Annotated in this window: 20 protein-coding genes; 5 read left to right on the plus strand and 15 right to left on the minus strand. The window is 63.1% G+C overall.

Translation table 11 applies throughout. The features are described from left to right. Positions 1-92: 92 nt before the first annotated feature. From S4A8_RS17065 to S4A8_RS17100, 8 genes are all read right to left on the minus strand, one after another. Positions 93-1,253 carry a sulfotransferase gene (locus tag S4A8_RS17065; protein ID WP_353221054.1) on the minus strand — a complete coding sequence of 387 codons (1,161 nt, stop codon included), beginning with the start codon at positions 1,251-1,253 and terminating at the stop codon, positions 93-95. Further along, entirely contained in the window at positions 1,250-1,966 is a 717-nt protein-coding gene (locus S4A8_RS17070) for a hypothetical protein (protein ID WP_353221055.1), read from the minus strand. The genes S4A8_RS17065 and S4A8_RS17070 overlap by 4 nt, the downstream gene beginning before the upstream one ends. A gap of 57 nt (positions 1,967-2,023) precedes the next feature. Beyond that, on the minus strand, positions 2,024-2,323 hold the full coding sequence (locus S4A8_RS17075) for a hypothetical protein (protein ID WP_353221056.1): 300 nt from the start codon (positions 2,321-2,323) through the stop codon (positions 2,024-2,026). A 10-nt stretch (positions 2,324-2,333) separates the two neighbouring features. Continuing rightward, positions 2,334-3,665, minus strand: coding sequence for an arylsulfotransferase family protein (locus tag S4A8_RS17080; RefSeq protein WP_353221057.1), 1,332 nt, complete (start codon positions 3,663-3,665; stop codon positions 2,334-2,336). A gap of 175 nt (positions 3,666-3,840) precedes the next feature. After that, entirely contained in the window at positions 3,841-4,281 is a 441-nt protein-coding gene (locus S4A8_RS17085; protein ID WP_353221058.1) for a hypothetical protein, read from the minus strand. 104 nt (positions 4,282-4,385) lie between these two features. Then, positions 4,386-5,087, minus strand: a complete 702-nt coding sequence (locus S4A8_RS17090; protein WP_353221059.1) for a 7-cyano-7-deazaguanine/7-aminomethyl-7-deazaguanine transporter — start codon at positions 5,085-5,087, stop codon at positions 4,386-4,388. A 65-nt stretch (positions 5,088-5,152) separates the two neighbouring features. Further along, positions 5,153-6,442, minus strand: coding sequence for an ABC1 kinase family protein (locus S4A8_RS17095; RefSeq protein WP_353221060.1), 1,290 nt, complete (start codon positions 6,440-6,442; stop codon positions 5,153-5,155). Then, positions 6,432-7,847 carry an SDR family NAD(P)-dependent oxidoreductase gene (locus tag S4A8_RS17100; protein WP_353221061.1) on the minus strand — a complete coding sequence of 472 codons (1,416 nt, stop codon included), beginning with the start codon at positions 7,845-7,847 and terminating at the stop codon, positions 6,432-6,434. The genes S4A8_RS17095 and S4A8_RS17100 overlap by 11 nt, the downstream gene beginning before the upstream one ends. 160 nt (positions 7,848-8,007) lie before the next feature. On the opposite strand from S4A8_RS17100, the gene S4A8_RS17105 reads away from it, so the two are divergent. The 4 genes from S4A8_RS17105 to S4A8_RS17120 all read left to right on the plus strand — a co-directional run bounded on the left by S4A8_RS17105 (position 8,008) and on the right by S4A8_RS17120 (position 12,907). Further along, entirely contained in the window at positions 8,008-10,173 is a 2,166-nt protein-coding gene (locus tag S4A8_RS17105; RefSeq protein ID WP_353221062.1) for a bifunctional metallophosphatase/5'-nucleotidase, read from the plus strand. A gap of 384 nt (positions 10,174-10,557) precedes the next feature. Next, positions 10,558-11,544, plus strand: a complete 987-nt coding sequence (locus tag S4A8_RS17110; protein ID WP_353221063.1) for a helix-turn-helix transcriptional regulator — start codon at positions 10,558-10,560, stop codon at positions 11,542-11,544. Positions 11,545-11,638: 94 nt separating this feature from the next. Then, a complete protein-coding gene (locus S4A8_RS17115) occupies positions 11,639-12,316 on the plus strand; it encodes a hypothetical protein (RefSeq protein WP_353221064.1) in 678 nt (225 codons plus the stop codon). A gap of 33 nt (positions 12,317-12,349) precedes the next feature. Further along, the gene (locus S4A8_RS17120) at positions 12,350-12,907 is read left to right on the plus strand and encodes a SprT family zinc-dependent metalloprotease (RefSeq protein WP_353221065.1); all 558 of its coding nucleotides are present in this window, start codon (positions 12,350-12,352) and stop codon (positions 12,905-12,907) included. 920 nt (positions 12,908-13,827) lie between these two features. On the opposite strand, the gene S4A8_RS17125 is transcribed toward S4A8_RS17120, so the two are convergent. The 7 genes from S4A8_RS17125 to ettA all read right to left on the minus strand — a co-directional run bounded on the left by S4A8_RS17125 (position 13,828) and on the right by ettA (position 20,150). Then, on the minus strand, positions 13,828-14,721 hold the full coding sequence (locus S4A8_RS17125; protein WP_353221066.1) for an ATP-binding protein: 894 nt from the start codon (positions 14,719-14,721) through the stop codon (positions 13,828-13,830). Between the two features lie 192 nt (positions 14,722-14,913). Next, the gene (locus S4A8_RS17130) at positions 14,914-15,252 is read right to left on the minus strand and encodes a CRISPR-associated endonuclease Cas3'' (RefSeq protein ID WP_353221067.1); all 339 of its coding nucleotides are present in this window, start codon (positions 15,250-15,252) and stop codon (positions 14,914-14,916) included. 105 nt (positions 15,253-15,357) lie between these two features. After that, positions 15,358-15,669 (minus strand): type II toxin-antitoxin system RelE/ParE family toxin, encoded by a 312-nt coding sequence (locus tag S4A8_RS17135; RefSeq protein ID WP_353221068.1) that lies wholly within the window; start codon positions 15,667-15,669, stop codon positions 15,358-15,360. Then, positions 15,657-15,842: a hypothetical protein gene (locus tag S4A8_RS17140; protein ID WP_006915305.1), complete on the minus strand. Its 186-nt coding sequence runs from the start codon at positions 15,840-15,842 to the stop codon at positions 15,657-15,659. The genes S4A8_RS17135 and S4A8_RS17140 overlap by 13 nt, the downstream gene beginning before the upstream one ends. 172 nt (positions 15,843-16,014) lie before the next feature. Then, a complete protein-coding gene (locus S4A8_RS17145) occupies positions 16,015-17,196 on the minus strand; it encodes a zinc-dependent alcohol dehydrogenase (protein WP_353221069.1) in 1,182 nt (393 codons plus the stop codon). After that, positions 17,193-17,948: an SRPBCC family protein gene (locus S4A8_RS17150; RefSeq protein ID WP_353221070.1), complete on the minus strand. Its 756-nt coding sequence runs from the start codon at positions 17,946-17,948 to the stop codon at positions 17,193-17,195. Before S4A8_RS17150 ends, S4A8_RS17145 begins: the two co-directional genes overlap by 4 nt. A gap of 540 nt (positions 17,949-18,488) precedes the next feature. After that, positions 18,489-20,150, minus strand: coding sequence for an energy-dependent translational throttle protein EttA (gene ettA, locus S4A8_RS17155; protein ID WP_353221071.1), 1,662 nt, complete (start codon positions 20,148-20,150; stop codon positions 18,489-18,491). A gap of 243 nt (positions 20,151-20,393) precedes the next feature. Here ettA and S4A8_RS17160 point away from each other — a divergent pair, with 243 nt between their 5' ends. After that, complete coding sequence (locus S4A8_RS17160; RefSeq protein ID WP_293627772.1) at positions 20,394-21,023, plus strand: phosphoadenosine phosphosulfate reductase domain-containing protein; 630 nt, start codon at positions 20,394-20,396, stop codon at positions 21,021-21,023. Positions 21,024-21,212: the final 189 nt, after the last annotated feature.

Genomic DNA, 21,212 nt, shown 5'->3' on the forward strand with positions numbered 1-21,212 from the left:
GACAGCGCCTACTTCTTCCTCAAGATCCGAGACGCATTTCCCGGTAATGTGCGATGAACCTTTTTTATGTCCGCGGTTGATGCCCGCGCGGGTCAGCGATAGCCGTAACGCGCGGCAACCGGGCCGGTTATATCGTGAATCAGGCGCAATTCGGCATCGCTGAAGGCCGGTTTGTAATAGCCCGGCAGGCGCAGGCGCTCGGCCGCGCGTTCGAACGTGCTGTTGTCGATATCCAGCCCGCAATGCGCATAGAACCGTTCGAGCACGGCGCGCGAATCGCCACATAAATCTTCATAGCGAATGACCAGCGCCGCGTCTGCGAGTTGTGGATCGCGCGCAAGGCGTGCATCGACATCGGCATAGATCATCGCCCAGTAGCGCGCCCAGCCCTCGACTTCCTCACCGTCGGCCCAGAGCTGACGGATATGGTCGATCGTGTCGTCGTCGCCGGTATGGATCGGGCGTCGGTCGAGGCCGAACTCGAAATGGCCGACACGTCGCATATGTTCCAGCGCACGCGGATGCGCGGTTTCGCCGGCTTCGAACAGGGTCTGCTGTTTCATCAGCGAGGCGATATGCCAGACCGGGTCGCGTATCGGCAGCACAAAGCGTGCATCGGCAAAAATCGATTGCAGATACTGCAGTCGCATCAGGTTGTAATTGCCCTTGGCGGCATAACGCGTACGCCCGCGAATCGCCAGTAGCTTGCGAATATGGTCGCGATAGAACTGTTCGAACTCGGGATTGCGGGTGTCGGCATCGAGCACGCTGCTATGCGCGCTATCGTGGATATGCTCGAAAAACGCCATCCACAGCACTTCCTCGAAGGCTTCCGGACTTTGTGAGGTCACCGCGATGCCGTCGCCATGCGCGCGTTCGGTGGCCGTTTCGGCGTTCTGCGGTACCCGTGCCAGCCAGCGATCCCACAGCCAGGGCGTGAACACCGGCGGGAAGTCGCGGTAGCGGTGGGTGGCCACCTGCGGGTGCTCGGCCAGCAATTCGAGCAGAATGGTCGTGCCCGAACGCGCCAGCCCGGCGACATAGATGGGTGCCACGATCGTGATGTCCTCGATCGCCTCGGCGGCCATGCGGGTATCGAAATTGCCCAGCTTGATGGCGGCACGCGGATGCCGATGTTGCCAGCCGCCCACGCGGTGCATCCAGGTGGGCACGGCAAAGCCGGCAATGGCGGCTTCGCTGGGCTGCGAGCGCGCGGTGCGCGCCGTGTCGTTTGTCTGTGGGATCGTGCTCATTCGATTTTTGCCCATTTGTAGATCGCGAGTGAGACGATGAACATCACGGGAATGAATACGAACAGCCAGGAATGCATCCAGGCCGGACCGAAGGGGATGACCTCCAATACGGGCAGATCGATACGAATCTGTTCGACCGGCGCGTCCTCGGGCAGATAGCCCAGGGGGTTCTCGGCCAGCCAGTGCCACCAGGGCTGTTTGGTGACGATGCCCACCGGCGCGGTCATATCGAATTGCGCGATCGGCGCGCCCGCGTCGCCGACGCTGAGTTTCGCCGGCTGGGTGCGGTCGTCCCAGTGCGTGGCCACGCCCTCGGGAACAGTCGTGATCGTCGGTGCCTCGCCAGGCGCGGGCAGGGTATGGCCGTAATGGGTTTCGGCCCAGAGCAACAGGGCCAGTAACGGCAGAATCGCCAGTAGCGTGCCCGGCACGACGAGCCCGACATGGCGGAACGCGGTCGTGAACTGCTTCTTGATCAAGGGCCCGGCGTCGGCGAAATCGCCGTCGAATGCGTTCAGGCGCTGACGTGCCGCCTTGGCGTCGCGCTTGGCCTGGCCGATGCGTGCCTGCGGCGAACACAGCTTGTACAAAAACATGGTCAGCACCGAGCCCAGAACGGCCCAGATCGCCAGACGCAGGGCGGCGGGCATAAAGCCCGCCATGGCTGCATCCAGGCTGTTGAACAACGGTGCCGGTAGATCGAATAGACCCATGTGCTGTCCTTTTCGTCATGGCCCGACCGCATTCGCGCGGCCGGGCCATCGCGATGGCTAAGAGCGGCCCGGGCCGTTGCCGGCTTCGTTGCCGTGCGTCGACGCGGTGGCCTGTTCGCTGCGGGCCGCGGCCTCGGCTTTCTTGCGCCGGCGCATGCGCCGTATCGGCCACAACACGACGAACAGCAAAGCGGCACCGATGGCGGCGACTACGCCCCAGAGCGCGCCCAGCAGACTCAGGCCCGCGCCGGGCCCGACATAGGCCTGGGCGGCGGCGAACGGGGCGAGCATGAGCGCTAGCGCCAGGCTCGAGCGCAGCAGCGGTGCGGTTGGGATACGGGTTTCGTGTTTATCCATGACAGACCTCCTAGGGCGTTTGGATGCTTTCGCGAAAAGCCGGCTCCAGATCTTCGGCGCGCAGCCGCTGACCGGAGGAGACGACCGGGATGTACTGGTTCTGGTCGCCCCCGCGTACCGGATTGATGAACTCCCACACGATGTCGCCGTTGGGCGCGACTTCGAACAGTCGGCCGCCGTCGGACTCGGTGATCAGACGATTGCCGTTGGGCAGGGTCGTCATCGCGCCGCGCAGGCGGCTGGCGAAGGGATGCTCGGCATTGCCCTCGTAGCGCCACACGATCTGTTCGTTTTCCGGGTCGACTTCGAGCGCCCGGGTCATGTTGTCGGCCTGGAAATGGCCGTAGTTGTCGAACAGGGTGAAGTGGCCGTTGGGCAGTACGCGGGCGAAATGCTGGCCCAGCCAGGAGCCGGCCATCGCCCAGGTCAGCTGCCCGGTATTCAGATCGATCAGCGCCGGCGTACCCGGATGTCGAAACGACACCAGCACCTGGTTGCCACGGCCCTTGGCCGGGGCGAAGTTCTTCGCCAGTTCGTCATCGATGAACTGCACGCTGTTGGTATGCAGCGGGTCTTCGAGGGCGAAATGGGCGATATTGGTCAGCAGCGGCTGATAGCGCGACTCGTAAAACGCCTCGAACAGCGGGATCTTGGCCTGTTCTTCGCCTGTGTTGCCGTCGAGCACCACCACGTAATCGTCGAGAAACGGCTTGGCCAGCGCCGGGAAATTCTCGAAGCGCTTTTCGCTGAAGGCGTGGGTGAGCACGAGCACGCGCCCGTCCGGGGCGATATCGATATCGTGATGGGTCGCGCCGTGGTATTTCCACAGGACATTGGAATCGGCATCGAGCTTGACCAGGCCATAGCCCCAGGGCGTATCGCCGGCAGCGATATAGATCGCCAGCAGATCGCCATTGGGGTACATGATGGCCTTGCGCCAGTACATGAGCGCGTCATCGCGCGCGCCGCGCCCGTCCGGCGCGGTGTCCCAGAGCTTGCTGTAGTCCAGCTGCCAGCGATGGACTTCGTTGCCGTCCATATCCACCAGCGACGCATAGGGCGCGCCGCCCGAGGTATACAGCGTATAGCCGTTATAGGCACGCGCGGGGTCGTTGATGGTGACGCCGCGCTTGTCGGTACGTGCGCTACGCCACTGGTCGGTCTGTGTGTACCGGTCGTGGATCGAGTCCTGAACGATAAGCGCATGACCGGCCTTGTAGGCGTCATTGAGCCATTCGTAAGGAAACACCTTGGCGAGCACGACCAGCGTACCGCCGAGAAAGGCGAGAAAGAGACAGGCCACGAAAAACGCCGCAAAACCGGCGCGATCCGCTTTATCCATTGTTGAACCCTAGCTAAGGGTCCCATACGAACGCTTCGACACTCGAAGCATCCGCCCTCGGCCTGACTAAGACCGTAGCACTTTCCTGAAGTTTCCGTCAGGACTGCATTAAATTATTTTCATTCCCGGATGCGGGGCGCTAAGTCTCTGAACGCGCACGCCCTGGTCGGTTCGATTAATTGCGATCCACGCGCACGAATACGGCGTCGGTGCCGGTATCCGAGTCGGTATTCACGGCGACGCGCTTCCACTCGCCCGCGCGCATGAGCAGTCGTGTCTGGGCATGGAGCTGGCCCTGGGCGATGGCATAGGTAAAGTCGACCGACAAGGCCATATCACCGGAATCGCCAGTCGCGTCGAACCAGTAATCGAGTACGGCGTCGCGGGTTTCTATATGTCCGCTATCGAGTTCGGCCACGGTGGTCTCGATACGTCGTGGCTTGGATCCACCCGTGACGGTGGCCGCCGGATCGGCGTTATTGCCGTAGCGAACCTTCAGCGTGAACGGTTTGTGCGTGTTTACGATCGCCGACTGGGCATGGGCCGCGATGGCCGCGCCGCCGACCAGGACCCCTATCGCCAGCCAGACAGCCAACACGCGATTGCGATTGAACATGGCGTTTCTCCCCCGACAAACCGTTTGTTGTGTGCCCCATGCCGGACGTGTTGTGGGTCTGCACATACTTATAGCACGTGGCCCTTCGGGGCAGGGCCCGCGGGCTAGCGGCTATAGCTTCCTGCGTGCGTCTGTCGCTGCGTCGTGGCGGTCGCGGCATTGGCCGTTGCCGTGAGCAGATAACGCGACAGCACGGCCAGTAATGCGCCGTAGAGCGGCAGGAACAGACACAGGCTGATCAGCAGCTTGAACGCATAATCCACACAGGCGATTTCCAGCCAGTGCTCGGCCATGAACGCATTCGACGAACCCGCGAATGCGATCGAGAAAAACAGCAGCGTATCCAGCGCGTTGCCGAATACGGTCGAGGCCGTGGGTGCAACCCACCATTGGCGTAGCGCCCGCAGGCGTTGAAATACGCCAATATCCAGCAACTGGCCGAACAGATAGGCACAAAAGCTCGCCAGTGCGATGCGCGCGACCAGCGTATTGAATTCGCCGAGCGCCTCGACACCGGCGAAGCGCCCATCCACATAGAGCACGGACAACAGATACGACACGACCAGTGCCGGGCCCATGGCCGCGGCCACCACGCGCCGCGCCGTGGGCGCGCCGAGCAGACGCACGGTCAGATCGCTGACCAGGAAGATGAACGGAAAACTGAACGCGCCCCAGGTCGTATGCCAGCCCAACAGCGTGAATGGCAGCTGCACCAGATAGTTGCTCGCGGCGATGACCAGCACATGCAGCCCCGCGAGTACGATCACGATCCGGCGCCACTGCGCCGCTGATAATGATAACGACATGCCTGCTTTTCCTTTTTCGTGACGGGGTGAGGGAACCCGTGGCGTGATCGGACCGCCTGAATCGCTCAGGCCGGCGGCTCGTTGACAGGCGGCGGATCGTAGTCGCCCGCCGCGATCTTTTGCAACTCGGCATGCAGATCGGCTTCGGCGTGGATATTACGCAATATCCAGTACAGCCCGCTGAGCGTGCGCATCAAGAACACCAGCTGCGGGGCGGCATTGAACAGTTTCCAGTGGCGTAGCGATGCACGCACTTCGGCGCGTATGGATTCGATCAGCCCGTCGTCGGTAAACACATAGGGCGATTGGTGGCGAATGGGTTCCAGCGATGCGGTGGCGTGGCTGGCATAGATCTGGGCATAGGTTTCGCCGTGCTGTGCCCAGCTGTCGGGTGGCACCACGCCCAGGCGTTCCAGCGCGTGATGCAGATCCTGCCAGCGGCCGTCGAGGGCGGCGGCCACGACGTCGCGCAGTCCGCGGCGGGTGTCGATATCCAGCGTTTTCGCACAGCCGAAATCGAACAGGGCAATGGAGCCGTCCGCGGTCACCCCGAAATTACCGGGATGCGGATCGGCATGCAGGATGCCGTGGGTAAACACCTGCAGGTTGATCGCCTGGACGATGGCATGACCGCGTTCGGGCGAGGCCTCGTCGACGGGCCGTGCATCGACATAGGTGGTCACCAATACCGCATCGGTGCATAGCTCGGGCACCGGCTCGGGCAGTACGAAGCCGGGCAGCTCGATCGCCCGCAACGTCTGCAGGTGGGCAAGCTCCTGTACGTAGTTGGTTTCCTCGATGAAGCGTTCGCGCAGTTCATCGAGCACGGCATCGATATCGCTGCCACGGATCGGTAGAAAACGCGACAGCTTGAGCAGGCGGCCGAGATTGTCGATATCGGCATCCACGGCGTCGGCCACGCCGGGGTAGCGGATCTTGACCACTACTTCACGCCCGTCCACCAGCCGTGCACGATGCACCTGGCCGATGGAGGCCGCGGCCATGGCTTGTTCATCGATCTCGGCGATCAGCGCGCGTTGTTCGTCGTTCCAGGCTTCATCGAGCACGGGTTCGAGCCGTTCGAATGCCCAGGGTTCGGCGTTGCGTTGCAGGCGCGAGAGCTGTTCGACCAGCGGTTCCGGCAGAAAATCGCGATACTGGGACGCGATCTGGCCCAGCTTCATGGCTGCGCCCTTGAGCCCGCCGAGGGTGTCGAACCAGTCCTGGCCGGTTTTCTGCCAGCTCTTGGCGCGATCGTAGCCGGGCATGGTCTGGAGCACGCCACGACCGAGGCTGCGCATGCCGGCGCCGAGAATGCGCCGACGCCGGGTACGTTGTTCGCGCTTATCCGACACCGTGAACCTCGATGCCCGTTTCGTTGCGCAGCCAGCCATAAAGCGTTTGCGCTTCGCTCGGGCGTACCGCCGTATTCGGCAATACGGCGGTGGGATGGGGGGTTCGATCGAGAAAGAACTGGCCCTGGCAATTACGCGCCGCGCGGGCCGAACCCAGCCACACGGCGGTATCGGCGCCCATGCGCGCATCGCGCAGCACGCGCCCCATGACCTTGTCGAAGCCCGGCAGCGATTCGGTCACCCCGGGCGTGGCCACCCAGCCCGGGTGCATCGCATTGAAGTGCAAGCCTGCATCGCCGTAGCGGCGTGCCCAGTGGCGGGTCAGGGCGACGAGGCCGCGTTTGGCACGGGCATAGGCCTTGTTACCGCTAAAGGTTTCGTTCTCGAAATTCAGGTCGTCGAGCACCAGCGGCTGCAGATACATGCCGCCGCTGGACATATTGATCACCCGCGCCTTAGCCGCAGCGAGCGCTGGCAACAGCGTTTCGGTGAGCACGAACGGCGCGACCAGATTGATCGCCAGGCTGCGCTCGAAGCCGTCGCCGGTCAGTGCATGTTCGTGGAATAGGGCGCCGGCGTTATTGACCAGCACATCGATTTTCGGAAAACGCGCGGTCAGCCGCTCGCCGAGCGCGCGCGTGGCCGCGACATCGAGCAGGTCGGCCTGTTCGGTATGAATACGTTCTATCGCCTGGCCGGCGAAGTCGTGTACATGCTTGCGCGATGCCGCGAGCTTGCCGGTATCCCGGCCCACCAGCACCACGGTCGCGCCCAGGCGCGCATATTCGGCAGCGATCGCTTCGCCAATGCCGCTGGTCGCACCGGTGACCACGGCCACGCGTTCGTCCATGAATTCGCTATGGGCCTTGTCGTCAAGCGCGAGATAGCCGCGTTCGGTAAACGCCGGAGCGGCCAGCAACAGGCTGCGATCGGCCGCATAGCTCACCCAACCCTGGCGCGGGGCTTCGGTATCAATCGTCAGCGCACTGGCAAGCCCGGCCACTGCCTTGCGCCCCATGCGCTTGAATACGGGCTTGAGCGCGAGTTCGCTGACCCGCAGGACGCCCGAGAGCGAAAAATCCGCGCGATAGTCGATCGTCGTATCGCCGGCGGGGCTCTCTTCGAAACGAATGGTTTCGACCGATGTAAGACCCGGGCCCCGCATTTCCAGCGCGATATGTTGGTCGGGGGCGAGTTCGGTGATCCGATAGGTCAGCGTGGTACGCCGGCCAAACATCTGCACGGTCACGTCGAATTCGCTACCCACGGCGGGTGCCCCCGGGGTGCGCTTGCGGGCGCGATAGACACCCGGGTCCCATTGCTCGCAGGTGGAGAAATCAGCCAGATAGCGATAGCAGTCGGCGGGGCTGCGCGCGACACGGACGGTTTCGTGGAGTCGGATCATGGAATCCTTAAGCTGCGACCAAAGTCGAGTTATACGCCAGTCTGGCCGTGGCGGTTGAGGCGTTGCAACCGTCACGGGTCTGTCAGTGAATTGTCATCGTGCCGCCTTATGCCCCCGCTAGCCTGCGCGTCGACTTTAACCGACACTTCCCGGGGGACCCATGAACAAGACGCGATCCGTCTGGCGACGACTGCTGCTGACACTCTGTCTGACCGCGGCGATTGCCGGCTGTTCCGACAGCGATTCCAACGACAACGACGACAACAATAACGGTGATGGCCAGCAAACGGCCGCCTATCGTCTTCAGCTATTGCATTTCGCGGATATGGACGGCTCCACCGCGGCGCTTGATTACGTCTCCAACTTTTCCAGTCTGGTCAACGCGTTCGCCATTGTCGATACGCTCGCGAACAATACGCTCGTGCTGTCGTCGGGCGATAACTTCATTCCGGGACCGCGATTTTTCGCTGCGGGCGCGCTGGCCGATGAAGACGTGCCCGAAGCGCTGGGCGCCGCCGGCAATGGCCGCGCCGATATCGTGTTCGTGAACCGTTTCGGCACGTCCGCCTCGGCACTGGGCAATCATGATCTGGATGCCGGCACGTCGGCCTTTGCCGGTTTGGTCGCGGGTGACGGCGAGAGCGATGGCTATGCCGGCGCCGCCTTCCCGTATCTGTCCTTCAATGCCGATTTTTCGGGCGACAGCAATCTGTCGGCCCTAGTCGCCGAGAATGGCCAGCCCTCGGCCCAGGTGGCCGGGCGTGTGGCAGGCTCGACCACGGTGAAGGTCGGCGGCGAAACCATCGGCGTGGTCGGTGCGACCACGCCGCTTCTGGCGAGCATCACCTCGACCGGCGGAATCGATATGTCGCCGGACGGGTTTGCCATGGACGATGCCGGCTACGACGCGCTGGCGGCAGCGATCCAGCCCGGCGTGGACGCGCTCGTCGCCCAGGGCATCGACAAGATCGTGCTGGTTTCCCATATGCAGCAGATCGCGATCGAAAAAGCCCTGGCCACCCGTTTGAACGATGTCGATATCATCATCGCCGGCGGCTCGAACACGCTGCTGGCCGACAGCAACGACGTCCTGCGCGACGGCGACAGCGCGGCTGACACCTATCCGCTGGCCTTCGCGGGCCCGGATGAGACGCCCACGCTGGTGGTCAACGTCGACGGCGATTACAAATACCTTGGCCGTCTCGTGGTCGATTTCGATGCCAATGGCGTGCTGCTGACCGATTCACTGGACCCGGTCGCCAACGGCGCCTGGGCCAGCACCGATGCCATCGTCGAGCAACTGGCCACCCGTGGCCTGAATACCCAGGCCGACTCGGATGTACTGGCCGTACAGTCCGCGCTGCAGAACGTGCTCGCCGAGCAGGACGGCAATGTCCAGGGCATTACCGATGTCTATCTCGACGGGCGCCGCACGCAGGTGCGTACCGAGGAGACGAACCTTGGCGACCTTACCGCCGATGCCAATCTCTACTACGCGCGCCTCGTCGAGCCGGGCGTGCAGGTGTCGCTCAAGAATGGTGGTGGTATCCGCGACGCCATCGGTCAGTCGGTTGTCCCGCCCGGCGGTACCGGTGAAGCCGAACTGCGCCCGCCGCAGGCCAATGAATCCATCGGCAAGCCGGAAGGGGGCGTGTCGCAGTTCGATATTGCCGGCGCGCTGCGCTTCAACAACAGTCTGACGATCATCAGCGTGACCGCGGCGGAGCTGCGCGACATCATGGAACATGCCGTGGCCGCCACCACCGATGGGGCTACGCCCGGCCAGTTCCCGCAGATTGGCGGTATGCGTATCGCCTTCGATGTGGACGAAACCGCGCGTACCGGCGGGCAGATGAATCTGGGTACGGCCACCACCGGTAACCGTATCCGCAGCCTCGAGCTCATCGATGCCAACGGCGATACCACCGATACGCTGGTGACCAACGGCGTCCTCCAGGGCGACGCCAGCCGCGAGATTCGTATGGTGTTGCTCGCCTTCACCGCAGCTTGTGTGCCGGGCGACAACTACGATGCCGGCAGCAATGATTGCGGCGATGCCTATCCGTTGAAGAATTTGTCCGATCCGCAGCGTGTCGATATCGACCCGACCACCGACGGCGTGATCGATGCTTCGCAGATCGGCACCGATTACGATCCGGGCCTGGCGATGTTCGCCGCCACCGGCACCGAGCAGGATGCCTTTGCCGAATATCTGCAATCGCGCTACAACCCCGACAACGGCGGCACGGCATTCGATATCGCCGAAACACCGGCCGCGCAGGACACGCGTATCGTCAATCTCGAGGCACGCCGCGCCGCGCCTTGATTGACTGATCGCAACGCGCAGGGAAAAGGGGCCGCGCTGGGGTTCAGCGCGGCCTTTTTCGTGGGCGGGTTTGAAACGAGGCGCCAGGCAAGCGCTGCATACGCGCTCGCGGATCGCGTTCGAGTCTTCACAGACGATGCGGCAAGGCGCCCTGCCGCAGCGCCTGCCTTGCTGGCAGGTCAAGCCTGGCAACGCCGCCGCGGCGTCTGTACGGCCGAACCGCTGAGCGGCCGGGGCTTTGCGCGCGCTTGATCGGCGTCAGTATTCGCGACCGTGCAACTTGTTATTGGCTTGGGCACGCTACGCTGTCACGTGTCTGTGAATCACGCGCAAAGGGCCCGGCGCGACCGTGACAGGTTGTGCGGAGCTTCCTAAACTCGTCGCATGAATGTCTTCGACCGTATCTACGCCCTGCACAAGCAGCTGGCTGGCGCGCGCCGGCCCATTCCCAAGGCCACGCTGGAAGCACGACTGGAATGCTCGCCGGCGACGGTCAAGCGCATCATTCGCGATATGCGGCTCTATCTCGATGCGCCCATCGAATACGACCGCGAATACAACGGCTACTATTACGCCAGCGCCGATGGCAGCACGCCCGAAGCCCAGTTCGAGCTGCCCGGGCTGTGGTTCAACGCCTCGGAGCTGATCTCGCTACTGGCCATGGACCAGCTACTGGAAACAGTCCAACCGGGCCTGTTGGCGGTGGACCTCGCGCCGGTACGTAAGCGTCTGGAACGCATTCTCGAAAGCCGGGCCATGGGTACCGGCGAGCTTGCCCGGCGCACCCGGATTCTGCGCGCGAGCGCGCGCCGACCCGGCCCGGCCTTTGCCGAGGTCGCCGGCGCCATGGCCATGCGTCGACGGCTGCGGATTCGCTATCACGGGCGGGCTCGCGATACCGAAAGCCAGCGCACCATCTCCCCGCAGCGGTTGGTCTATTACCGCGACAACTGGTATCTGGACGGCTGGTGTCACGATGCCGACGGCCTGCGCAGTTTTTCGCTCGACCGAATCCGCGCGGCCGAAACGCTCGACGAAGCCGCGATCGATATGGACAGCGACGCTCTCGAAGCCGAGCTGGGCGGCGGCTACGGCATTTTTTCGGGTACGCCCGAGAACACGGCAGTCATCCGCTTTTCGCCCCAGGCCGCACGCTGGGTGGCCGACGAGCAATGGCATCCCGATCAACAGGGCCATGCGCTCGACGATGGCGGCTATGAACTGCGGGTGCCGTATTCGGCCAGCGCCGAATTGCTGGCCGACGTGCTCGCCTACGGTCCGGAGGCTGAAATCATCGCGCCGGAATCGCTGCGCCGGGCCGCCGCTGAGCGCCTGCGTGCGGCGGCGGCGCACTACGCCGAATACGTTTAATGTAAATTCATACAGCCCAGGGTCGTTGTTTGACCCACCGCCACCGGCAAGCTCTCCCACGTTGACGACATCACGTGGACAAGGGGAGCGACCCATGAGCGAAACAATGGCCCAACGACTGATTCATCCGGCCCATGCCCAGCTGGTGGAGGCTGCACGCGCCGAGCGCCGTGCGCTCGTACGGGCACTGGCCATCGAAGCCGACTGGCGTTTCCACGACGGCCCCGAATGGGCGGCGCGCTACTGGGCTGCTTTCGGTGATCTGCGTCGCGACGTGGACAGCGCGCCGGAACTGCGCCTGGGCGCCGCGCTGGCGCCCCGCAGCGGCTGGTCGCCGCTGGCGCCGGTGGAATCCGACCAGGCCCGGGCCATTTTTCGGGCCCTGCTGGCCGCCTTGCATCCCCAGGTGGCCCCGCGTGCCGCGGCGGCGGATACCGAGGGGCTTTGGTCGCTTGCGGTGCGGGCCTATCGGGGTGGCGACGCGGCGCGTCTGCGCGAGCTGCTGGCGCGGGCACAGCCCAACGCCGCGGCGGCGCGGCTACCGGACGACATCGTCGCGCTTCGAAGCGAACATGATCGCCTGGTCGGCGCACGCGCGGCGGTCGATCGCCGCCTGGCCGAACTGAGCCAGAGCTTTCCCTTCAACCTGCGCGATCGACTCGACGACGCCGACTGGGTACGTCGCCAGCGTCTGGGGCTGCGCCAGGTACTCGAATTCGTGGCGCCGCCACGCCGCCGTTCTGCGCAGGGCGATCGCCAACAGGTATCCTGAGCCGCTTTCGCAACAGTCATCGAGGGTGGCCGTATGGCCCAGGCCCAACAGCATCGTCTCGATCTCGACGGCGAAGACCTGCAAACCCGCGTTGTCGAAGATACGGTGTACTGGATCGAGCGTGCACGCGAGATCACCGGCGCCAGCGCGCGGCGGCTGCCGGTACCCGCCGTCGCCTTCGATCTGCGGGGCCGGGCCGCCGGCCAGGCGATCTTCGCCCGTCGCAGCCGCGACTGCCGCATTCGGATCAACGCCGCGTTGTTAGCCTCGCATCCGCAGGAAATGATCGCCGAAACCGTGCCCCACGAAGTAGCCCACGTGGTGATCTACCGGCTCTACGGCCGCCGTGCCCGTCCGCACGGCAAGGAATGGAAAGCGCTCATGCGCGCCTTCGGCGTCGACCCGGCACCGTGTCATACACTGCCCGCCGAACCCGTACGCCAGCTCAAACGCTTTCGCTATGCATGTGGCTGCGACGAACCGGCGTTTCTCACCAGCATCCGTCACAAGCGTGCCCAGAAGGGCACCGATTATGTGTGTCGTGTTTGTGGGGAGACATTGCGGTTTGCCGACGAGGGGGCGGGTTCGTAGCGGTTGGTGGATTGCGCGTAGCTTTTGAATTTGAACCGCTCGTTTTCTGAATGAACTGTGCGGGTGAATTTTGGCTCGGGGTTTCGCGCTGCAGCGCGAAACCATGGGTTCGACAAACTCGTGAGTGATGAACGACGTGTAGCTTGAATCGCTCGCCGTCTGAATCAACAACGCGGGTTAATTTCTACTTGGGGTTTCGCACTGCTGTGCGAGTTACTTCTCTTGCTTGCCCCAAGAGAAGTAACCAAGAGAAGGGCACCCTGTCTTGCGCCGGCGCTTCGCGCCGATGCCCTCCCATCGCAGCCGGCAAGCGGGACGCCCGGAAACTCGCTGCGCTCAAACATCCGGCCGTCCCTAGGCAATTAACAAGGCCGCTTGCCGACCGCGCTGCTCGGCGCTACGCCTAAGGGGCCCAATACAGGCAAGCTCGCTAACGCTCGCTCAAGGTCACCGGTTTTGTAGGTCGGCTTAGCGAAGCGTAAGCCGACAAGAACGCAGCCAGTTGCCTTTATTTCGGTTGGTAGCCGCATCGACTCATCGCTATGGGCTACCTGCTGTATTCGGGCCCCGTGTGGAGCGAACGAGAAGCACAGGGCCGAAGGGTTCCCGGCGCACTGCGCCGGGGCGGCCAGCCTGTCTGAGGATCGCCAAAGCGATCCGAGTTCTGGCCGCACCCTTCGGCCCGCGCATCGCAGTGGTTCGGCGCGCTTCGCGCCGACGCGCAACCCGGGCGTCTTTTTCTTTGCTTCCTTTCATTTGGACGAGCAAACGAAAGGGAGTCGCACAGCAGTGCGAAACCGAGGGTTCGGTAAACTCGTGAGTGCCGATGGACCCGCGGTATGAGCGCTTCGCGCCCTGAATCAGTTCCGCGGAAAAATCGCGTTCGATCTCAACGCGCCAGCGTTCCAAGAACGATGTTTCTATTCGCCCGCCTGCGCCAAGGACTGTCGCCCCGCCCAATCGCGGGCGAACTGCTCGGCGGTACGCCCGCTACGGGTGCCGCGCGCCAGCGCCCACTGCAGGGCGGCCCGTTCCCAGGGCGCGTCGACGCCGATTTCGGCTTCAATACCGTGTGCGGCCAGATGCTTGACCGCGATGGCCAGATAATTTGCCTGGTCGAAGGGGTAGAACGACAGCCACAGGCCAAAGCGTTCCGATAGCGATATCTTTTCCTCGACCGCTTCGCCGTGATGAATCTCGCCGTCGACATGCTGGGCGGCCTGATTCTCGGACTGAAATTCGGGCAGCAGATGACGCCGGTTCGACGTGGCATAGATCAACACGTTCTCGGGTGCCGCGGCGAGCGAACCGTCGAGCACGGCCTTGAGCGCCTTGTAGCTGCCGTCGCCGGCCTCGAACGACAGATCGTCGGAGAAGACGATGAATTTCTCCGGCCGATCGGCCAGCGTGGCCACCAGATCGGGCAGGTCGACCAGACGGTGCGCCGGCACTTCGACGATACGCAGGCCGTCGTCCACGAAGGCGGGCAACAATGCCTTGACCAGCGACGACTTGCCCGACCCGCGCGAGCCCCAGAGCAGGGCGTTGTTGGCCGGCAGCCCGGCCACGAACTGGCGGGTGTTGGCGAGCAGGCGCTGTTTCTGGGTTTCGATGCCGTGCAGGCGCTCCAGCGGCAGCGCCTGCGGTGCGTCGATGGCCTGCAGGCGGCCGTCATCACGCCAGCGAAACGCGCTCGCCGACCAGTCGATATCGGCCCCGACGGCACGGCGCGCATCGGCAAGCCGCGCTTCCTGAACATCGGCAATACGTTCGAGCTGGGCCGCGATCCGGCCGAGGATGTCTGTATCTGGCATGGGCGGGAGTTTATGCAAGCAGCCGGGTTTCGTGAAGCATCGACGCGAAAGTGGCGCGATAAGCCTCTATCCGGGCGGCCCATGTGGAGCCGCGACCAATGTTGCCGACGAGCAGTTCGGCGTGACGATGTTTCTATCCGCGCGGGGTTGCGACTCGTACTTTCCTACATCAACACGGAGCGGCAGAAGTTTCTATCCGCGCGGCCCGCGGGGCCGCGACTTGGCTAGGCCCGCATGATGGCCTGCGATCGCATAGGCAAGCAGATGACCGAGCCCGTCGGGGAAACGGACCTTTGCTTCGAGTGCGCCCGCCGTTGAATGGTCGACGCGTTCGCCACTACCGTTCAGGCGCCGCTGAAAGGCCGGGCCGTATTTGCCCAGATCGTGCAGAAGCCCGGCCGCCCGCCCGGCATTCTCCCAGCCAAACCGTGCCGCGCGCCGGGATGCCAGATCGGCTACGGCCTGTAGATGGTCCGCCAGTCCCTGCCAGTCGCGGGCATCGCTGCACGCCGGGGAATGCGCATAGAACACGCCAGTCCCCCTATCGCCAACGCTCAGTTGCCGCCGGAGCAGCCGAAGGCCGCGGAGAGAACCCGAAGCGCGGCAGCGCTTTGGGCGGTCAACTGCAGCGCCTCATTATGTTCTATTCCCATCGAATAAATACCGGCTGATCTGCATGGCGCCATGAAAGACGCCTAATATGTCGATATCGCCATTGTGCTTGATCAAATAAACGATTCGATAGTGACCGTACAGTAGAATCCGAATATCTCGGTTTTCTACTCTTTCGTATCTATGCCCAATTTCTGGGTGCAATATCAGCACTTGCGCTCGTTCATATATCCCATTGACGACCGACGCTGCGGCCGATGGGTTATCTTGCGATATGTAGTCGTAGATATCACGTAGCCAAAGCCCGGCTTCGCGCGTCCAGTTTATTGTTGCCAAAACTTGATCCGATGCTGCATTTCATCGTTCGATATCGTTTTGCCGTCATCGGAATCGGCTATTCCCCGCTGCACCATCAACTCGAAAGCAAGCTCGCGTATCAGCTCTTCCTTAGACGTATCGGCCGGTTGCGCTGCAAGGAATTGCTCTAGGTCTTCTTTAGCGGTGGCCATTGCACACTCCGGTATTGAATCTCGACGAGCAGTTTAACTCCTAGCAACGGATAACATAACGCGTACTGATGGGGTGAAATTACGTGGCCGGGCCGGGCCGGTTTTGTCGAAGCGGCCTCTAAATTAAAATCCGCGTCGCCGCTCGACCAGAGCACGCGACCGCTGATCGGGCTCAAGGCTGCATGACCACCTTGATGCAGTTGTCGCGCCTAGCCTGAAACATTTCGTAGGCCTCGGGCGCTTCGTCCAGGCGCATGCGGTGGGTGATCACGAAGCTCGGGTCGATATCGCCGCGTTCGACGTGATCCATCAACGGCTGCAGATAGTGCTGCACATGGGTCTGACCGGTCTTGATGGTGAGCGCCTTGTTCATCAGCGCGCCGACCGGGATCTTGTCGGCAATCCCGCCATAAACGCCGGGGATGGATACGGTACCGGCCTTGCGACAGGCCATGATCGCCTGGCGCAGCACGATCGGGCGCGCGGTTTCCATCTGCAGGCTTTGCTTGACGTTGTCATACCAGTATTCGAGGCCCACGCCATGGGCCTCCAGGCCGACCGCGTCCACACAGATGTCCGGGCCGCGCCCGGCGGTCATGTCCCGCAGGGCTTCGACGATTTGCAGCGTATTGCCGACGTCGCGTGGATTGAGCGTTTCCGCCCCGTGTTGCCTGGCGGCCATGTCGAGGCGTTCGTTGACGGTGTCGATGGCGATCACCCGCGCCGCGCCGAGCATTTTGGCACTGGCGATGGCGAACTGGCCCACCGGGCCGCAGCCCCAGATGGCCACCGTATCGCCGGGCTGCATATCGCACTGGGCGATGGCCTGATAGCCGGTGGGAAAGATATCGGTGAGAAACAGCGCCTGTTCGTCGGACACCGATTCCGGCACGACCATCGGGCCGACATCGGCATAGGGCACGCGCACATACTCCGCCTGGCCGCCTGCATAGCCGCCGAGGATATGGGTATAGCCGAACAGCCCGGAAGGCGACTGGCCCCACATCTTCTCGGCGACGCCGGCGTTCGGGTTGGAGTTGTCGCACAGCGAGTGGTAGCCGCTGTCGCAGAAGAAACACTGACCGCAGGCGATCGTGAACGGCACGACCACACGCTTGCCGACGGTCAGGTTGGTGACCGCCGAGCCGAGTTCGACGACCTCGCCCATGAACTCGTGGCCGACAATATCGCCGGACTGCATGCCGGGCATGAAGCCGCCGTAGAGATGCAGATCGGAACCGCAGATGGCGGTCGAGGTCACCTTGATGATGGCGTCACGCGGATTGAGAATCTGCGGGTCGGCCACGTTGTCGACGCGCATGTCCTGCGCGCCATGCCAGCATACGGCTTTCATCGGATGACTCCTTCGCGCGGCGTGGTATGAATGGCGGCGGTCGGTACTTCGCCGGCCTCCATCACCTGTTTGAAATGACGCAGATCCTCGCGCACCGCCTCGCGCGAAAGCGCGTTGACGAAACCCAGCGGGGCGGCGGCCAGCAGGCCGTGCGGCAACTCGTAGCGCAGCTTGAGTTCGACCTGGGTGCCGCGTCCGCCCGGCGCCGGGACGAACCGAATCTCGCCGGTCTGGGGTACGTCCGAGCCTTCGATGCTGCGCCAGACGATCCGTTCGCCGGGCACGTCCTCGACGATTTCGGCCTCCCATTCGTAGGTGCCGCCCAGGGGTGTTTCCGCTTGCCAGCGCGAGCGGCCGTCAGCCAGATTCTCGACTGCGGTAATCGAGGTCATGATCGCGGGCAAACGGGTGAAATCGCGCCAGTACGCATACAGTTCTTCGCCCGGGCGGGCGATGGTGACGGCCGCCGAAAGTTCGAGCGGGCCGGCTCGATGGCCGGTCAGGGTGCGCTCGGCGCCTTGCATGAGCGAGCGTCCGGTGCCCTTGAGCCCGCGCCCGGTCGAGGCGCGATAGGCCAGATAGCCGCTGAACGCGCCCAGCGCCAGGCCGGAAAGGCCGCCGCGACGCATGCCCACCATGAGCGAACCCACGCTTGCGGCCAGCGCCAGTGCGCGCTGTTTTTCGCGCTCTCTTGCACTGTCCAGATGTGAATCGTCGTCGCTGCGATAGTCGATCGGCCGGTGTGAGGTCATGCGCGCGCTCCATGCGATTGGCGAGCCTCAATGTAGCGCGCTGCGCATGAGAACGCGTCGGTGGAAGTCCTGACATGATTTCGGCGTGGCCGGGGTTACACTCGGCTAGAGTTCGACTGGCTCACGCGTCGGTCGAACCACTCGAATACGGGCGGTCACGGCTTGCCGGGCGCTGGCCGGCGGGTGCGCCCGCCGATTTTGCAAAGGCTCTGAAGAGCTCTGGGAGAGGTTATGGATACGGGACTCGAACGCCGCAACGGCCGGCCGCTGGCTGCATCGCGTGTCGTGGATGAAGTCTGTCGGCATCCGGTGATTACGGGCGCAGCTGTTGTGGGTACGGCGGTCGTACTCGGCGCGCTGCTTCACTATGGCCCGGCGCCGCGCAGACGGCGCTCGCTTTTTGAACGTGTTCGCGCTTCCCTGCGCTCGCTGTTTGACTGACACGCCCCGGCTTCTGCCGTCCGCCTGAAGCCGAGAACGAAAAAGCCCCGGCCGAATAATCGACCGGGGCTTTTTTCGTGCCGTTGAGACAGCGGGCTATCAGGCCAGCTTGCGGTGCTTGGCCTTGGCCGAGCCTTCCGAGGCGCTGCCCAGCCGGCGCTTGCGGTCGGCTTCGTAGTCCTGGTAGTTGCCTTCCAGGAACACCACGTCGTCGTCCTCGAACGCCAGAATATGCGTGGCGATACGGTCGAGGAACCAGCGATCATGCGAGATCACCAGCACCGCGCCGGGGAACTGCAATAGCGCTTCTTCGAGCGCGCGCAGCGTTTCCACGTCCAGGTCGTTGGTGGGTTCGTCGAGCAGCAGGGTATTGCCGCCTTTCTGCAACAGCTTGGCCAGCTGCAGCCGATTGCGTTCACCGCCCGAGAGCTCCGACACGCGCTTCTGCTGATCCGAGCCCTTGAAGTTGAAGCGGCCGATATAGGCACGCGATGGGATTTCGTAGTTGCCGATCTGCAGGATGTCCTGCCCGTTGGAGACTTCTTCCCAAACGGTCTTGGACGAATCCAGCTCTTCGCGCGACTGAGTCACATAGGCCAGGTCAACGGTGTCGCCGACGCGGATTTCGCCGGAGTCCGGCTGTTCCTCGCCGTTGAGCATGCGAAACAGCGTGGTCTTGCCGGCGCCGTTGGGGCCGATGATGCCCACGATCGCGCCCTGCGGCACCTTGAGCGATACGTCTTCGTAGAGCGTACGGTCACCATAGGATTTGGTGACGTTGTTCATCTCGAACACGAGATCGCCCAGGCGCGGGCCCGGCGGGATATAGATCTCGTTGGTCTCGGAGCGCTTCTGGTATTCCTTGGACTGCAATTCCTCGAACTGCTTAAGACGCGCCTTCGACTTGGACTGGCGGCCCTTGGCGTTCGAGCGCACCCATTCCAGTTCGGCTTTGATCGCCTTCTGGTGCGCGTCTTCGGATTTCTGCTCCTGTTCGAGGCGTTTTTCCTTCTGTTCCAGCCAGGAGGAATAGTTGCCTTCGTAGGGAATGCCGTGGCCGCGGTCGAGTTCGAGAATCCAGCCGGCGACGTTGTCGAGGAAGTAGCGATCATGGGTGACCGCCACGACCGTGCCGGAGAAATCCTTGAGAAAACGTTCCAGCCAGGCGACGGATTCGGCGTCCAGATGGTTGGTGGGCTCGTCGAGCAACAGCATGTCCGGCTTGGACAGCAGCAGCCGGCAGAGCGCCACACGACGGCGTTCACCGCCGGAGAGCTTGGAGACGTCGGCGTCCCACGGCGGCAGGTTCAACGCTTCGCCAGCGCGATCGAGCGTGTTGTTGATCTCCCAGCCGTCGGCCGCATCGATGGCTTCCTGCAGCTCGGCCTGTTCGGTGAGCAGGGCATCGAAGTCGGCATCCGGGTCGGCGAAGGCTTCGCTGATTTCGTTGAAGCGGGCCAGCTTGTCGGCGATATCGCCCAGGCCTTCCATGACGTTGCCGCGCACGTCCTTGGATTCGTCCAGCTGCGGCTCCTGCGGCAGATAGCCGATATTGATGCCGGGCATCGGCCGTGCCTCGCCTTCGATCTCGGTATCGATACCGGCCATGATGCGCAGCAGGGTGGACTTGCCGGCGCCGTTGTAGCCGAGCACGCCGATCTTGGCGCCCGGGTAGAAGGACAGATAGATATCCCGAAGGATATGTTTTTTCGGCGGCACGACCTTGCCGACGCCGTTCATCGTGTAGATGTACTGAGCCATGGTTTCGCGGGCCTGTGTCAAAGGGTCGTCAGTGTAAGCCAACACGCGGTGCGACTGAATGCCGAATCAGCGCAATCGCGCGGGGATTATGTGTCCGGGCAAATATCCTTATTCCGGATCAGTCTAAGAAAGCGTCTTTAAAATAACGCAATCACGCTTATCATAAGCGCCATTCGTAGTCGCGCGCTGCGATGCGCCGCTTGTGGCGTGCGTCGCGCGAACCAATTCAAACGAGGTAGCAGCATGCAAGTCGATGTCGCCAAAGCCAATGCCGAACTCGCCGGCAAGCATCCCAAGGAAATCGTCGAATGGGCGGTCGGCCTCGGTGGCAAGACCATCGTCACCACCAACTTCGGCCCGGACGAGGCGGTGATCCTGCATCTGGCGACCCAGGTCCAGCCGGATATGGACGTGGTCTGGATCGATTCCGGCTATGCCACGCGCAAGACCTACCTGTTCGCCGAAAAGCTCATCGAAGACCTCAAGCTGAACATCCACGTGTTCAACCCGCTGTCCTCGGCGGCCCGTCGCGATGCGCTCATGGGCATTCCGGACGTGGACGATCCGCAGCACGAAGAGTTCACCCGTCAGGTCAAGCTGGAGCCGTTCGGCCGGGCCATGGAAGCGATGGCGCCGGACGTGTGGCTGACCGCCGTACGTCGCGACCAGACGGAATTCCGCAAGAACATGGATATCGTCTCCCAGGACAAGCCGGGCGGCGTGGTCAAGGTCGCGCCGGTGCTGGAATGGACCGCCGACGACATGGCCGCCTATCGCGAGAAGCACGGCCTGCCCAACGAAACCAACTACTACGATCCGACCAAGGTGCTGGGCAACCGCGAATGCGGTCTGCATAACCGCTTTACGGCCTAGTCGGGTCTTTAAAGCGCCGCTGTACTAGCGGCGTACAACGAAAAAGGTCGCAGGCATTTCGCCTGCGGCCTTTTTTGTGCGCACTCGATCAGGGATACAAACCGGCACGTGTGTTGACGCGCCGATTCCGTCAGCTAATCCGTCTTTCGTGCGTCTACGCGTTTCGTCGCGTCCATTTGCGGACTGTCG

Origin of the sequence: Salinisphaera sp. S4-8, assembly GCF_040361235.1 — a bacterium.
Classification (GTDB): domain Bacteria; phylum Pseudomonadota; class Gammaproteobacteria; order Nevskiales; family Salinisphaeraceae; genus Salinisphaera.

Excerpts from the sequence above, each read along its gene's own strand:
- S4A8_RS17065 (WP_353221054.1), bottom strand. The coding sequence starts at position 1,253 with ATGAGCACGATCCCACAGACAAACGACACGGCGCGCACCGCGCGCTCG.
- S4A8_RS17070 (WP_353221055.1), bottom strand. The coding sequence starts at position 1,966 with ATGGGTCTATTCGATCTACCGGCACCGTTGTTCAACAGCCTGGATGCA.
- S4A8_RS17075 (WP_353221056.1), bottom strand. The coding sequence starts at position 2,323 with ATGGATAAACACGAAACCCGTATCCCAACCGCACCGCTGCTGCGCTCG.
- S4A8_RS17080 (WP_353221057.1), bottom strand. The coding sequence starts at position 3,665 with ATGGATAAAGCGGATCGCGCCGGTTTTGCGGCGTTTTTCGTGGCCTGT.
- S4A8_RS17085 (WP_353221058.1), bottom strand. The coding sequence starts at position 4,281 with ATGTTCAATCGCAATCGCGTGTTGGCTGTCTGGCTGGCGATAGGGGTC.
- S4A8_RS17090 (WP_353221059.1), bottom strand. The coding sequence starts at position 5,087 with ATGTCGTTATCATTATCAGCGGCGCAGTGGCGCCGGATCGTGATCGTA.
- S4A8_RS17100 (WP_353221061.1), bottom strand. The coding sequence starts at position 7,847 with ATGATCCGACTCCACGAAACCGTCCGTGTCGCGCGCAGCCCCGCCGAC.
- S4A8_RS17105 (WP_353221062.1), top strand. The coding sequence starts at position 8,008 with ATGAACAAGACGCGATCCGTCTGGCGACGACTGCTGCTGACACTCTGT.
- S4A8_RS17110 (WP_353221063.1), top strand. The coding sequence starts at position 10,558 with ATGAATGTCTTCGACCGTATCTACGCCCTGCACAAGCAGCTGGCTGGC.
- S4A8_RS17115 (WP_353221064.1), top strand. The coding sequence starts at position 11,639 with ATGAGCGAAACAATGGCCCAACGACTGATTCATCCGGCCCATGCCCAG.
- S4A8_RS17120 (WP_353221065.1), top strand. The coding sequence starts at position 12,350 with ATGGCCCAGGCCCAACAGCATCGTCTCGATCTCGACGGCGAAGACCTG.
- S4A8_RS17125 (WP_353221066.1), bottom strand. The coding sequence starts at position 14,721 with ATGCCAGATACAGACATCCTCGGCCGGATCGCGGCCCAGCTCGAACGT.
- S4A8_RS17140 (WP_006915305.1), bottom strand. The coding sequence starts at position 15,842 with ATGGCCACCGCTAAAGAAGACCTAGAGCAATTCCTTGCAGCGCAACCG.
- S4A8_RS17145 (WP_353221069.1), bottom strand. The coding sequence starts at position 17,196 with ATGAAAGCCGTATGCTGGCATGGCGCGCAGGACATGCGCGTCGACAAC.
- S4A8_RS17150 (WP_353221070.1), bottom strand. The coding sequence starts at position 17,948 with ATGACCTCACACCGGCCGATCGACTATCGCAGCGACGACGATTCACAT.
- ettA (WP_353221071.1), bottom strand. The coding sequence starts at position 20,150 with ATGGCTCAGTACATCTACACGATGAACGGCGTCGGCAAGGTCGTGCCG.
- S4A8_RS17160 (WP_293627772.1), top strand. The coding sequence starts at position 20,394 with ATGCAAGTCGATGTCGCCAAAGCCAATGCCGAACTCGCCGGCAAGCAT.